The organism is Bradyrhizobium sp. UNPA324 (assembly GCF_006658635.1).
GTDB lineage: Bacteria > Pseudomonadota > Alphaproteobacteria > Rhizobiales > Xanthobacteraceae > Bradyrhizobium > Bradyrhizobium nanningense.
In genome coordinates, this window is sequence record NZ_LFJD01000004.1 from 3,116,479 (window position 1) to 3,130,272 (window position 13,794).

Here is a 13,794-nt window from a genome sequence, read left to right on the forward strand (position 1 = left end):
CGATGACGAGCATCCGCCTGTTGGCCGACGATCTCACTGGTGCGCTCGACACCGCAGCGGAGTTCGTCGGCCTGTGCGGACCGTTCGATGTCATCTGGTCGGAAGGGTTTGCGCCGCGAGAGTCCGGGAGCCTCGCAATCGATAGCGGTACCCGTGAGCGGTCGAAGGCCGAGAGCGTCGAGATCGTTGGGCGACTGGTGCCGTACCTTCAGGGCGGGACGATCGCCTACAAGAAAGTCGACAGCCTCCTTCGGGGCCCGTGGGCAGCCGAGCTTGGCGCCTGTCTGCGCAGCGGACATTGGGCCTCCTGCGTGGTCGCGCCCGCGTTCGATTATCAGGGGCGTCGCACCGTCGGTGGCCAGCAATTCGCGCGCACGGTGCATGGCGATTGGCATCGGGTCGGCGACAATTTGCTGGATCAACTGAGCCAAGACGGCATCGAGGCACGACAGGGCACGCCTGACACGCTCTCGCAAGGCGGTGTTCAGGTGTTCGATGCCGAGAGCGACCTCGACCTCGATCGCGTCGTCGACATGGCGCGGCGCATGCCCGGGCCCATGCTGTGGTGTGGCAGCGGCGGCCTGGCCGGTGCGCTGGCCCGCGGTCATCGTGCCGATGCGCCGAGCCGATTGAATCTGCCGGTGCTGGGCCTGTTCGGCTCCGATCAAACTGCCACCGCGGCCCAGCTCGCGGCGTGTGGCGAAGCTACGATTGCGCTGACTGAAGGCGAGGGTGGTGCGGGCGTTCGAGGCAAGCTGACCGACGAGGGCGTGGCGCTGGTCAAATTTGCCCTTGCCGGCGGGCTGTCGCGCGCCGAGGCGGCGCGCCGGATCGCGCGCGAGATGACGGCGCTGATCGCGGCCCTCGAACCGCCGGGCACGCTGATCGTGGCCGGTGGAGAGACCCTGAAAGCGGCCTGCGTTGCCCTTGGCGCTCAGGCGCTTCAGGTGACAGGACGTATCGTGCCGGGACTACCGCGTTCGATCCTGCAAGGCGGCCGCTGGGCCGGTGTCGATGTCATCTCGAAATCAGGCGCATTCGGCCCGAGCGAGCTATGGCGCGATCTACTTCGAGACAATCATTTAATCAGCAAGGGGAGTCTGACGTGACCTCTCGTCATCTTGCCATCACCATGGGCGATCCTGCGGGAATCGGGCCGGAGATCATCGTCAAGGCCTGCGTCGGGCTGAAGGACCGGATCGCGAAAGGCGATCTGCGCCTGCTGATCATCGGCAGCGGCGCGGCGCTCGATGGCGCGAAGGCTGTACTCGGGACCGACATTGCAATCCCTCAAGTCTCGACGGCGGAGCGTGACTGGCCCAACCTCTGCTACCTGCAAGCCGACGCCGAAGGCGATCCGATCAAGCCTGGCGTGCTCAGCGCCGATGGCGGCCGCTTTGCCTACAAGGCGATCGAGCAGGGCGTGCGCCTGACGCAGGCGGGCCGGACCGCAGCGATCGTCACCGCGCCGCTCAACAAGGAAGCGCTCAACAAGGCAGGCTATCATTTCCCCGGTCATACCGAGATGCTGGCGCATCTCACCGGCGTGCGCGGCTCGGTGATGCTGCTCGCCCATGGCAACATGCGTGTCAGCCACGTCTCGACCCATGTGGCGCTGGAGGACGTGCCGAAGCGTCTGACGCCGGAACGGTTGCGCATGGTGATCGACCTCACCAACGACGCGTTGCTGCGGCTCGGCATCGCCAAGCCGAAGATCGCGATTGCCGCGCTCAATCCGCATGCCGGCGAGGGCGGCCTGTTCGGCCGGCAGGATATCGACGTTTCCGCGCCGACGATCGCGAAAGCGGTCGCCGATGGTCTCGATGTCGTCGGCCCCGTCCCCGGCGACACCATCTTCGTCAAGCTGCGCGCCGGCCAGTACGATGCAGCGGTCGCGATGTATCACGACCAGGGGCACATTCCGGTCAAGCTGCTCGGCTTCCAGGTCGATCCCGCGACCGGCCGCTGGCAGGAGCTCTCTGGGGTCAACATCACGCTGGGCCTGCCGATCATCCGTACCTCCGTCGATCACGGCACCGCTTTCGACATCGCTGGCAAAGGCATCGCCAACGAACACAGCCTGATCGAGGCCATCGACTATGCCGAGCGGCTGGCCGCTGGCGCCTCCGCATCGAAATCATGAGATCGAACGCATGATGACCAACGCCTTCACGCCCATCGAAATCCAGCGGCCCACCATCCTGGAGTTCGGCAACGGCACCATCATTGCCGCAGCGCGTTTTGCCGAGCGGATCGGCGCCAAGCGGCCGCTGGTGATCTCCGACCCGTTCAACGCGCGCCGCGTCGACACGCTGGCGCTGCCGGGCGCCGTCAAGGTGTTCGGCGAGGTCAAGCCCGAGCCGGACCTGCCCAATCTCGAGAAGGCGGTGGCGATGGCGCGCGATGTCAAGCCCGATCTCGTGGTCGGCTTCGGCGGCGGCAGCGCGATGGATCTCGCCAAGCTGGTCGCGGTGATGTGCACGAATGACGTGCCCTTTGCCGACATCGTCGGGCCCGAGAAGGTGGCTGGCCGCAGCGTTGCGCTGATGCAGGTTCCGACGACGTCCGGCACCGGCAGCGAGGCCGGCACCCGTGCGCTCGTCACCGATCCCGTCAGCCAGAACAAGCAGGCGGTGCAGAGCCGCTTCATGCTGGCCGACATCGCCATCGTCGATCCCGACCTGACGATGACCGTGCCGAAGGAGGTCACGGCGGCGACCGGCGTCGATGCGCTGGCGCATTGCGTCGAGGCCTATACCAGCCGCAAGGCGCATCCGGCGATCGACCTCTACGCGCTCGAAGGCGCGCGGCTGGTCGGACATTATCTCGAGCGTGCCGTCGCCGACGGCGACGACCGCGAGGCGCGCGCCGGCCTGGCGCTGGCCTCGCTCTACGGCGGCTATTGCCTGGGACCGGTGAACACGACCGCCGGCCATGCGGTGGCCTATCCCCTCGGCACGCGTCATCATGTGGCGCATGGACTGGCCTGCGCGGCGATCTTCCCGCATACGCTGGCCTTCAACATGCCGGCCGTGGAGGCGAAGACGGTCGCGGTGCTGGCTGCGCTTGGGTTGCCGGAACGCAACGATCCGAAGCTCGCATTCGACGCCACCTACGCCTTCTGCAAGAACCTCGGCATCGAGATGCGGCTGTCCGCGCTCGGCGTGCCCCAACATGATCTCGGCGTGATGGCCGATGAGGCGCACGCCATTCGCCGCCTGCTCGACAATAATCCGCGCGATCTGGGTCGGGATGCGATCCTGAACATATACGAGGTCGCGTTCTAACAGTCCTGTCGCGCGCGGCAGTCAATCAACAACACAGTGAAAGGTGAGGAAACTTCGATGAGATCGATGTGGCTTGGTCTTGTGTCGGCGGTACTGCTGACGACGTCGCCAATGAAGGCGCAGGATGTTTATCCGTCCAAGCAGGTGACGGTGATCGTTCCCTTCGCGGCCGGCGGCACGGCGGACATCTTCGCGCGCATGGTCTCGAACCATTTGCAGACGAAGTTCGGCAAGCCCTTCGTGGTCGAGAACGTCGGCGGTGCCGGCTCGATCCTCGGCGTGACCCGGCTGGCGAAATCGGCGCCTGATGGCATCACGCTCGGCCTTGCCAGCACGTCCGCGCTTGCGATCAACCCGTCGCTCTACGGGCCGAAGCTCAGCTACCAGCCGGACAAGGACCTGGTGCCGATCGCCCAAATCAGCGTCGTGCCCAACGTGCTCGTCGTCAATCCCAACAAGATCAAGGCGCGCACCGTGCCGGAGCTGATCGCCTATCTGAAGGCGAATCCGGACAAGGTCTCGTTCGGTTCGGCCGGTGTCGGCACCTCGCAGCATCTTGCCGGCGAGCTGTTCCAGCAGATGACCGGCACCAAGATGATGCACGTGCCGTACAAGGGCTCGAGCCAGATGCTGACGGATCTGCTGAGCGGGCAGATCGATCTCGCCTTCGACAACGTGCCGCTGCTGCTGCCGCAGGTGAAGACCGGCCAGCTCGCGCTGCTCGCGACCGCAACGCCCAAGCGCGCCGACTTCGATCCGCAAGCGCCGGCCGTCGCCGAATTCCTGCCCGGCTTCGAGGCGGTGGCCTGGCACGGCTTCTTCGTCCCCGCCGGTACGCCGAAGCCGATCGTTGAAAAGCTCTCGGCCGAGATCCGCGCCTTCATGCAGCAGCCGGAGACGGTGCAGAAGTTGGCCGAGCTCGGCGCCACCGCGGTCGCGGTGGATTCCGAGCCGTTCGCGGCCTACATCGCCGCCGAGACCGCGCGCTGGAAGAAGGTGATCGGGGCCGCGAACATCAAGCTGGACTAGGCTGTGATCCATCCACCGGAGCGCTTGCCAGCCCAGAGCCGAGCGGGTAGAACCCTGCCACGCCTGAGCCGTGATTTGCGCCAAACGCGCTTCCGGCGACAGTTGAACAAGTCAGCAAGTTATTGAATTTGTTCAGCTATTCCGTTGGGGAATGGTGTAACGGTAGCACAACAGACTCTGACTCTGTTTGTCTTGGTTCGAATCCAGGTTCCCCAGCCAGCTTCAGGCCCTTTTCAGCTCCAGCTCCTTTGTATGCCGCCAGGTAGCGACGTTCGGTTCATTGACCGCATCGCCGATCGCGACGGTTTGTCTCATCTGAAATCGCAAGTCCCGGTCGGAACGCGGCGCGCTCCAACGTCCTTGGGCCATCCGACCCAAGGAGATCCGTGATGCCCTATGTCGATGGTTTCGTTCTGGCCGTGCCGAAGGACAAGCTCGAGGCCTACAAGACGCTGGCGACGACCGCCTGCGCGCTCTGGATGCAGCACGGCGCACTCGATTATGTCGAATGCATCGGCGACGACGTTCCCTATGGCGAGCTGACCTCGTTTCCGCGCGCCGTGATGGCTGGAGAGGACGAGGTCGTGGTGTTCTCCTGGATCGTGTACCGCGACCGGGAGACCCGCGATGCCGTCAACAAGAAGGTGATGGCGGACCCGCGGCTGAAGATGGAGGGCATGCCGTTCGACGGCAAACGCATGATCTATGGCGGCTTCACGACGCTGCTGCGGGCGAGCGACGTCGCGAACTAACTGAGACTGCCGACAGCAACGGTGCGGCGCGTAGCCCGGATGAGCGCAAGCGAAATCCGGGTGCCGCACCATCGCGCTGTACTCCAGGCGCGCGCTGCAAGCTCATGCAGTCGCGCAGATCCACGTCCGACATCAAGGCTATCTCGGTGTCGGCTGATCGGTTCGCGTGAGGCGAGCGCTACTTCAGAGCCTTGGACCTGAAAGAGCGTGTTGCGGAGGCCGGCCATCTGGCGGCCATTCGAGAGATGATCGTCATGTCTTGAAGGTCTCAATGGTGCGCCGAAAGACACTGACCGCGCGATCTACTGGCTACGAAGGCGACGGCGCTTGGTGACGAGGAGGCGAAACAGATCTTGCGCGAGGAAGGTCTGTCATAGCTCGGCCTGCAGCAGCAGCGCCAGGCAACCGGCGAGTCGCGTCTCCATCTCTTTCGACGAGAGCGACAGCGGTCCGGGATCGTTGAGGATCGCGTTCACCAGCGTGCCCAGCACGATCTGGAAGCCGAAGGCGATGGCGCGGGTCTTTGCCGCCTTGCGGCCTTTGCCCATAGCTGGCAGCAGGAGCGGGGTGGCGCGCTCGGTGGTGGCGCGAGCGAGGGCCTTGAACGGCGTCCATTTGTCGGGACGGGTGTCGTCGTGCTGAAGGGCGGCGCGCAACACGCCCTCGTGCTTGCGAATCCACGCGATGATGCCGCTGACGATGGTGTGGCAGAGCTGGTCGAGGCCTACATCCGGTGACGGTCGCCTGATCTCGTTTAGCCGCTGCTCGCCATCACGCGCGGCCAGCGCCATCAAGGCGTTGAAATAGGTCTCCTTGCTCTCGAAGCGGCTGTAGAAGGCGCCGACGGTGGCTCCGACTTCGGCGCAGAGCGCCTCGATCGAGAGCTCCGCAAGGCTGCGCGTCCTTAGCATCGCGGCGCCGGCGCGCAGCAGCGCCAGCGTCGTTTCCCGGCTCCGCTTCTGCCGCGAAGGGGCGACGCCCGGCAGGTCGAAATCGCGAAGTTCCGGCTGTTCGGACCGTAGGCGCATCCGTGCTTGCATCCACCAAAAATAATAATCATAATTCGGATTATAATCTAGGGCGTCGCGGGCCGCGGGTCAACCGCGGGCGCCAAGACAACGAACCAAGACAACGAACACCGGGTCCAGCAGGGAGGATCAGATGAGTTCAGGCAGCGGCACGCCGTTCCGCGGCAGCGTCGGCAAGACAGTTGCGGAATCGATGCCCTGGTGGCCGGATCCGCCACGGCCGCCCGCGGGCGCGCCGAACATCCTTGTCGTGCTGTTCGACGACGTCGGCTTCTCCGATTTCGGCTGCTATGGTTCGGCGATCAGGACGCCGACCATCGACGGGCTGGCCGCAGAGGGCCTGCGCTACAGCGGTTTCCACACCACGGCGATGTGCTCGACGACGCGCGCCGCGCTGCTCACCGGGCGCAACCATCATTCGGTCGGGGTCGGGTGCCTGGCCAATTTCGATTCCGGCTATCCCGGCTATCGCGGCAAGATCGCGCGTGAGGCGGGCACGCTGGCCGAGATGCTGCGCGTGCACGGCTATCGCAACTACATGGTCGGCAAATGGCACGTCACGCCGCTGACCGAGAGCGGCGCCACCGGTCCGTTCGACGGCTGGCCGCTCGGGCGCGGCTTCGATCGCTTCTACGGCTTCCTCGACGCCGAGACCGATCAGTACGCGCCGGAACTCGTCTCCGACAACAGGCATATCGACCCGCCGGGCACCTATGCCGACGGCTATCATCTGACCGAGGACCTGATCGACCAGTCGATCCGCTTCATCGGCGATCATCTCGCCGATCGTCCTGAAATTCCCTGGCTGACCTGGGTCGCGCTGGGGGCCTGCCACGCGCCGCACCAGGCGCCGGCCGACATCATCAGAAACTATGACGCCGCCTTCGCCCACGGCTGGGACGTCGAGCGGGAGCAGCGTCTCGCGCGTCAGAAAGCGATGGGCCTGGTGCCCGAGAATACGCGGATGCCCGTGCGCAACGATGGGGTGAAGGCCTGGGAGGAGCATTCGGCCGACGAACGCCGCGTCTTCACGCGCCTGCAGGCGGCCTTCGCCGGCATGCTCGATCATTCCGACCGCCATCTTGCGCGTCTCGTCGCCTTCCTGGAGACCGCGGGCATCCGCGACAACACTGTGATCATCGTGATGTCCGACAATGGCGCGAGCCAGGAGGGTGGGCCGCTTGGTTTCGTCAACGCGATGGGGCCGTTCAATTTCAAACCGGAGCCGATCGCCGAAAAGCTCGCCCGCATCGACGACATCGGCGGGCCCGACACCCACAGCAATTTTCCGCATGGTTGGGCGATGGCGTCCAACACGCCGCTGCGGCGTTACAAGCAGAACACCCATGGCGGCGGCATCCGCGATCCCTTTGTCATCAACTGGCCGCAGCGGATCGCGGCCAAAGGCGAGCTCCGGCACCAGTTCGTGCATGCCTGCGATCTCACGCCGACGCTGCTCGAGCTGATCGGCATCGAGCCTCCCAACACGATTGGGGGCTGCCCGCAAATGCCGCTCGAAGGCGAGAGCTTTGCGCGGTCGATCATCGATGCGTCCGCGCCGTCAAGAAGCTCGCCGCAATATTTCGAGATGTTCGGCCATCGCGGTCTCTGGCAGGCGGGCTGGAAGGCGGTCGCCTTTCATCCGTCGGGCACGCCGTTCGAGAACGACAAATGGGAACTGTTTCACCTGGACGCGGATTTCTCCGAGACCAACGACCTTGCGGCAACCGAGCCGGAGCGCCTCGGCCGGATGATCGCGATGTGGTGGGAAGAGGCCGAGAAGCACAACGTGCTGCCGCTCGACGACCGTTTCGGGCCGCGCTTCGCGCAGAATGCCGCGCGCTTCCACGGTGCGCGCCACCGTTTCGTCTTCCACGCCGGCATGGGACACGTCCCGACCGACGTCGCGCCTGACGTGCGCAGCCGCAGCTACACGGTTGAGGCGTATGTCGAGATCGACGAGCAGGGCGCAGACGGCGTGCTGATCTCGCACGGCGATGCGACATCGGGCTACAGCCTCTATGTCAAGGACGGCCATCTCGTGCACGATCTCAACATCGGCGGCAGCCACCAGATCGTGCGCTCCGACCGCAAGGTGCCGTCGGGCGCGCGGCGGCTCGGCGTGCACGTCGAACGTCTCGTGCGCAAGGAGCCGCCGGCCAAGGGCGCGCGCACCGGCGTCAGCGAATACACCCTCCTGATCGACGGTGAGCCGGCGGGTTCGCTGAAGACCCAGCTCGGATTTCACACGCTGATCTCGTGGTCCGGGCTCGACATCGGCCGCGACCGCGGCAGCCCCGTCTCACATTACGAGGCGCCGTTCGAGTACCAGGGGCGGCTGCTGCGCGTCACGGTCGCCATGCATGACGACCAGAAGCTCGACGGCGAAGCCGTCGGCAACGCGCAGATGGCGCGGCAGTGAGAGGGAAGGGGTGTCGTTGCAGCCGCGCCGTCATTGCGAGCGTAGCGAAGCAATCCAGACTGCCTCTGCGGAAAGATTGCTGGATTGTTTCGCTACGCTCGCAATGACGGGATGAAGAGGCGTGCACCCCAGCGGGGAACGGGAGCAGGCCTTATTTGATCTTGTCGTAGGCTGCCGCGAAATCGCCCAGCGGCATCGGGATCGCGATCGTCTCCTTGGCCATGTTCTGGAAGGAGACCTTCAATTGCTTGCCCGACCGCAAAGCGGCGAGCAGGTCCGCCGCGACCGGGGTCGAGGCGTAGCAGCCGCGGCTCTCGCAGGTCTGGATCTGCAGGTCGAACGTCTTGCCTTCGTCGACCTGGAGCTTGGCGCCGACGGGAAGGTTGAGGCCGAGCGGCAATTGCAAGAGCGCGATCGGCGTGCGGGTATCGGGCGCGATGCGGAGGTTGATCAGGACGACGGTCTGGCCGGTCTTGGTCAGCACCGCGTTCTGCTCCATCGCGCATTCGAGCGGTGCATCGCGGCTGGCGCTGGTGCAGCGGACGATCCAGCCGGGCTGCCCGGGAGTTCCGTCGGCCTGCGGCTGCGTCGGCGCAGGCGAGGGCTGCGCGGCAGGAGCAGGCGCTGCGTTCTTCTTCGCGCCCTGCTGGGCATACACAGCGCCCAAGGGCAACAGCACGGCAGCGGCGAGTGCGACAAGTCTGGATTGCATGAGCATGGCGAAACCACGTTGGCGTTAACCGAGGGTCTCGCTGTAGCGTCGCGGGGGCCGCGGTGCAAGCTTACTCGGCGGCTTGCTTGACGGTGCCGCGCTCGGGCGCTTCGTCGCCTTCGTCGTCATCCGAACGGCCCCAGGTGGAGAACCAGTTGTTGAGCTTGTCGAGATAGAGATAGACGACGGGCGTGGTGAACAGCGTCAGCGCCTGGCTGACGATCAGGCCGCCGACCATGGCATAGCCGAGCGGCTGGCGGATCTCGGCGCCGGTGCCGTGACCGAGCATCAGCGGCACGCCGCCGAGCAGCGCGGCCATCGTTGTCATCATGATGGGACGGAAGCGCAGCAGCGCGGCCTGGCGGATCGATTCCTCCGGCGTCTTGTGCTCGTCGCGTTCGGCGGCGATCGCAAAATCGACCATCATGATGCCGTTCTTCTTCACGATGCCGATCAGGAGGATGATGCCGATCAACGCAATCAGGCTGAAGTCGAAGCCGGCCACCATCAGGATCGCGAGCGCGCCGACGCCGGCCGAGGGCAGCGTCGACAGAATCGTGATCGGATGGATGTAGCTCTCATAGAGAATGCCCAGGATCAGATAGACCACGACGAGTGCGGCGAGGATCAGCAGCGGCACGGTGCCGAGCGACTGCTGGAACGCCTGCGCGGTGCCTTGGAAGGTCGAATTGAGTGTCGGCGGCGCGCCGAGCTCGGCCATCGCCTTCTGCACGGCCTCGGTTGCCTGGCCGAGCGCGACCCCTTGCGCGAGGTTGAAGCTGATCGTGGTCGCCGGAAACTGCCCCTGATGGCTGATCGAGAGCGGGCGGACCGGATCTGTGGTCCAGGTCGCGAACGTCGACAATGGCACCTGGTCGCCGGTCAGCGGCGATTTGAGATAGAGCTTGTTCAGGCTGTCGAGATTGCCCTGCATCTCCGGCAGGATCTCCAGGATCACCTTGTAGGTGTTGAGCTGGGTGAAATACTGCGTGACCTGCCGCTGCCCGAAGGCATCATACAGCGTGTCGTCGATCAGCTGCGGCTGGATGCCGTAGCGTGAGGCGGTATCGCGGTTGATCTTGAGCTGGACGGTGGTGCCCTGCGTCTGCTGGTCGGTCGCGACGTCGCGCAGTTGCGGCAGCGTCTGCATCTTGGCGAGAATTTTGGGCGCCCATTCGTTGAGCTCGTCCAGATTGGCGTCCTGCAGCGTGAATTCGAACTGCGTGCGCGTTGGCCGGCCGCCGAGCCGCACGTCCTGGGCCGCCTGCATGTAGAGGCGGGCGCCGGGGACCTTGTCGAGCTGGGGACGGAGGCGCGCGATGATCTCCTGGGCCGAAGCGTCGCGCTGATCGCGCGGTTTCAACGTGATGAACAGGCCGCCGTTGTTGCCCGCCCTGCCGCTGCCGCCGATCGCCATGGCGACGCTGGCGACGCCGGGATCCGCCTGCACGATCGTGGCGAGCGCCTCCTGCCGCTCCTTCATGGCCGCGAAGGAAATGTCCTGCGATGCTTCGGAGGTGGAGGTGATCAGGCCGTTGTCCTGCTGCGGAAAGAAGCCTTTGGGGATCAGCACGAAGAGATAGACCGACAAAGCGAGGGTCGCAAAGAAGATGAGGAGCGTGATGCGCTTCCAGCTCAGGGCGATGTCGAGAACATGCTCATAGCCGCGCAGCATCGCGTCGAAGGCGCGTTCGCTCCACTGATAGAAGCGGCCGTGCCTGACCTCGCCATGGGCGCGCAGGAAGCGCGAGGCCATCATCGGGGTCAGCGTCAGCGAGACGACCATCGAGACGAAGATGGTCATCGCCAGCACGACGGCGAACTCGCGGAACAGGCGGCCGATGATGCCGCCCATCAGCAGCAGCGGGATCAGCACCGCGACCAGCGAGATGCTGATGGAAACGATGGTGAAACCGATTTCCTTCGCGCCCCTGTAGGCGGCGGCCATCGGCGCTTCGCCTTCCTCGACGTAGCGGGAGATGTTTTCGAGCATGACGATGGCGTCATCGACCACGAAGCCGACCGCGATCGTCAGCGCCATCAGGGAAAGGTTGTCCAGGGTATAGCCGGTCACCCACATCAGCGAGCAGGCGCCGAGCAGCGCCAGAGGCACGGTGATCGTGGGAATGACCGTCGCCCAGAAGCTGCGCAGGAAAATGAAGATGACCATGACCACCAGGAAGATGGTCAGGAGCAGGGTGAACTGGACGTCTTCGACCGCGGCCCGGATCGTCTGGGTTCGGTCGCTCATCAGCTCGATCTTGATCGCGGGCGGGATCGCCGCGACCAGGCGGGGCAGCGCCGCCTTGATCTTGTCCACGGTCTCGATGACGTTGGCGCCGGGCTGCTTGAATATGACCAGGAAGACGCCGCGTTTGCCGTTCGCCCAGGCCGCCTGCTTGGCGTCTTCCGGACCCGTGACGGCCTGCCCGATGTCGCGGATGCGCAGCGGCCCGCCGTTGCGGTAGGCGATGACGACGTCGTTCCAGTCCTTGGAGTGGGTGAGCTGATCGTTGGCGTAGATCGTGTAGGCGCGGTTGGGGCCGTCAATGTTGCCCTTGGGGCTGTCGACCGTCGTGATCGCGATCTGGCTGCGCACGTCCTCCAGCGACAGGCCCTTGGCGACGAGCTTGGCCGGATCGATCTGGATACGGATTGCCGGCTTCTGCTGGCCGCCGATGATGACCTGCGCGACGCCGGAGATCTGGCTGATCTGCTGCGCCAGTTGCGCATCGACGGAATCGCTGACGGTGGTCAGTGGCAGGGTGTCCGACGTGGCGGACATGATGAGGATTGGCGAATCCGCCGGATTGACCTTGCGGTAGGTCGGCGGCGACGGCAGGTTCTTCGGCAACTGGCCGGAAGCCGCGTTGATCGCTGCCTGAACGTCGTTGGCGGCACCGTCGATGCTGCGGTTGAGATCGAACTGAATGGTGACCGACGCGGTGCCCAGATAGCTCGTCGAGGTCATCTGCGCGATGCCGGGGATCTGGGCGAACTGCCGCTCGAGCGGCTGAGCCACCGACGAGGCCATCGTCTCGGGGCTGCCGCCCGGCAGGTTGGCGGTGATCTGGATGGTCGGGAAGTCCACCTGCGGCAGCGGTGCGACCGGAAGCAGGGGATAGGCGACGAGACCGATAAAGAGAATGCCGGCCATCAGCAGCGAGGTGCCGATGGGATATCGGATGAAAGGTGCCGAAATCCCGCCCCCGGTCATTCTTGTCGTACCTTGATCTGGGCCGGATCCGAGCTCGCCACCGCCGTCGACACGAGGCTTCCGGGCTGGACTTTGAACTGACCGCCGACAATCACCTGCTGCCCTGGGCTCAGGCCTTCCTCGATGACCGCCCGTCCGTCGATGGCATAGCTGACCTTGACCTTGTGCACCTCGGCCTTGTTGTCCTGATTGACGGTATAGGCGTAGAGGCCGTTGGTGGAATGCTGGACCGCATCATCCGGGACGACGGTCGCATCCTTGAGCGTCCGCACCAGAAGCCGCGTCGAGACCGATTGGCCCGGCCACAGCGTGTGGTCTTTGTTGTCGAACACAGCCTTGAGCCGGATCGTCCCGCTGGTCGTGTCGACCTGGTTGTTGATGACAGCAAGCTTGCCCTCGGCCAGCGTCTTCTTGCCGTCGGTGGTGAAAGCGACCACCTTGAGCGCACCGGTCTTCTGGCCTTCGCTGATATAGGGAAGCTGGTCTTCCGGCGCCGTGAAGATCACGGAGATCGGTTCGACCTGCGAGATCGTGACGATGCCGGTCTGCGTCGAGGCGTTGACGATGTTGCCGATGTCGACCTGGCGCAGGCCTGCGACGCCGGTGATCGGCGCCTTGACCTGGGTGTAGTCGAGCTGGGTCTGGGCGTTGGCGATCGCGGCTTCGTCGGCGGCGATCTGGGCGGTGAGCTGGGCGACGGTCGAACGCTGGGTGTCGACTCGCTGCGCGGTCGCGAATTCGCCGAGCTTCATGGCGCGCTGAAGTTCGAGATTGGCGTTGGCGAGGCTCGCCTCGTCCTGCGCCTTCTTGGCCTTGGCCTGGTCGAGCGTCGCCTGATAGGGACGGGGATCGATCGAGACCAGAAGCTCGCCCTCCTGGACGATCTGGCCCTCCTTGAAGGTGAGTTTGTCGATCTGACCATCCACCCGGCTGCGGACCTGGACGGTGTTGAAGCCCTGAACCGTGCCGAGACCGGTCAGGTAGACGGGGAAGTCGACTTTCTGGACCGGCGCAACGCTGACAGGGACGGCGGCCGGGCGGGGTGGTCCCTTCTGGGCGGTCTGGGTTTTCCCGGCCCCAGGTCCGAATTTCTGCCAACCATAATAACCCGCGGAGGCCACGGCCGCGATGATCAGAAGCCAGAGGATCGGCCGGGACTTTTTCATGTCGTCTCGTGTCGGCTCGTATGCCCTAAGCTAACGAATTAAGGGGCAATCGCAGGGTTCCAGCGCGTTTCTATAATACACGCCAAGTTCCAGTGTAAACAGCACTATCCGTTGAGAATCCTAAACAATTGGAAAGCTTTGCACCGTCTGGGCAATGCTCTGGCGCGGCGGTGTGCAGTGC

At 64.8% G+C, this 13,794-nt stretch carries 10 protein-coding genes and 1 tRNA gene; 7 read left to right on the forward strand and 4 right to left on the reverse strand.

All coding sequences use genetic code 11. The features are described 5' to 3' along the window. The first annotated feature begins 2 nt into the window (after positions 1 to 2). The 6 genes from UNPA324_RS15115 to UNPA324_RS15140 all read left to right on the forward strand — a co-directional run bounded on the left by UNPA324_RS15115 (position 3) and on the right by UNPA324_RS15140 (position 5,068). Positions 3 to 1,109: a four-carbon acid sugar kinase family protein gene (locus UNPA324_RS15115; protein WP_141938882.1), complete on the forward strand. Its 1,107-nt coding sequence runs from the start codon at positions 3 to 5 to the stop codon at positions 1,107 to 1,109. Continuing rightward, positions 1,106 to 2,143: a 4-hydroxythreonine-4-phosphate dehydrogenase PdxA gene (pdxA, locus tag UNPA324_RS15120; protein WP_128922366.1), complete on the forward strand. Its 1,038-nt coding sequence runs from the start codon at positions 1,106 to 1,108 to the stop codon at positions 2,141 to 2,143. Before UNPA324_RS15115 ends, pdxA begins: the two co-directional genes overlap by 4 nt. A 13-nt stretch (positions 2,144 to 2,156) precedes the next feature. Beyond that, positions 2,157 to 3,287 carry an iron-containing alcohol dehydrogenase gene (locus UNPA324_RS15125; RefSeq protein ID WP_246667298.1) on the forward strand — a complete coding sequence of 377 codons (1,131 nt, stop codon included), beginning with the start codon at positions 2,157 to 2,159 and terminating at the stop codon, positions 3,285 to 3,287. Positions 3,288 to 3,344: 57 nt separating this feature from the next. Continuing rightward, positions 3,345 to 4,316 (forward strand): Bug family tripartite tricarboxylate transporter substrate binding protein, encoded by a 972-nt coding sequence (locus UNPA324_RS15130; protein ID WP_181769403.1) that lies wholly within the window; start codon positions 3,345 to 3,347, stop codon positions 4,314 to 4,316. A gap of 145 nt (positions 4,317 to 4,461) precedes the next feature. Next, a tRNA-Gln gene (locus UNPA324_RS15135) sits at positions 4,462 to 4,535 on the forward strand. Between the two features lie 170 nt (positions 4,536 to 4,705). Then, a complete protein-coding gene (locus tag UNPA324_RS15140; protein ID WP_164935834.1) occupies positions 4,706 to 5,068 on the forward strand; it encodes a DUF1428 domain-containing protein in 363 nt (120 codons plus the stop codon). 371 nt (positions 5,069 to 5,439) lie between these two features. Here UNPA324_RS15140 and UNPA324_RS15145 read toward each other — a convergent pair whose 3' ends face one another. After that, positions 5,440 to 6,108 carry a TetR/AcrR family transcriptional regulator gene (locus UNPA324_RS15145; RefSeq protein ID WP_128916221.1) on the reverse strand — a complete coding sequence of 223 codons (669 nt, stop codon included), beginning with the start codon at positions 6,106 to 6,108 and terminating at the stop codon, positions 5,440 to 5,442. Positions 6,109 to 6,229: 121 nt separating this feature from the next. Here UNPA324_RS15145 and UNPA324_RS15150 point away from each other — a divergent pair, with 121 nt between their 5' ends. Then, positions 6,230 to 8,518 carry an arylsulfatase gene (locus UNPA324_RS15150; protein WP_128916222.1) on the forward strand — a complete coding sequence of 763 codons (2,289 nt, stop codon included), beginning with the start codon at positions 6,230 to 6,232 and terminating at the stop codon, positions 8,516 to 8,518. A gap of 151 nt (positions 8,519 to 8,669) precedes the next feature. On the opposite strand, the gene UNPA324_RS15155 is transcribed toward UNPA324_RS15150, so the two are convergent. The 3 genes from UNPA324_RS15155 to UNPA324_RS15165 all read right to left on the reverse strand — a co-directional run bounded on the left by UNPA324_RS15155 (position 8,670) and on the right by UNPA324_RS15165 (position 13,613). Then, the gene (locus UNPA324_RS15155) at positions 8,670 to 9,236 is read right to left on the reverse strand and encodes an invasion associated locus B family protein (protein ID WP_164935835.1); all 567 of its coding nucleotides are present in this window, start codon (positions 9,234 to 9,236) and stop codon (positions 8,670 to 8,672) included. Between the two features lie 64 nt (positions 9,237 to 9,300). Next, positions 9,301 to 12,447, reverse strand: coding sequence for a multidrug efflux RND transporter permease subunit (locus tag UNPA324_RS15160; RefSeq protein ID WP_141935024.1), 3,147 nt, complete (start codon positions 12,445 to 12,447; stop codon positions 9,301 to 9,303). Continuing rightward, positions 12,444 to 13,613, reverse strand: coding sequence for an efflux RND transporter periplasmic adaptor subunit (locus tag UNPA324_RS15165; RefSeq protein WP_128916225.1), 1,170 nt, complete (start codon positions 13,611 to 13,613; stop codon positions 12,444 to 12,446). Before UNPA324_RS15165 ends, UNPA324_RS15160 begins: the two co-directional genes overlap by 4 nt. Positions 13,614 to 13,794: the final 181 nt, after the last annotated feature.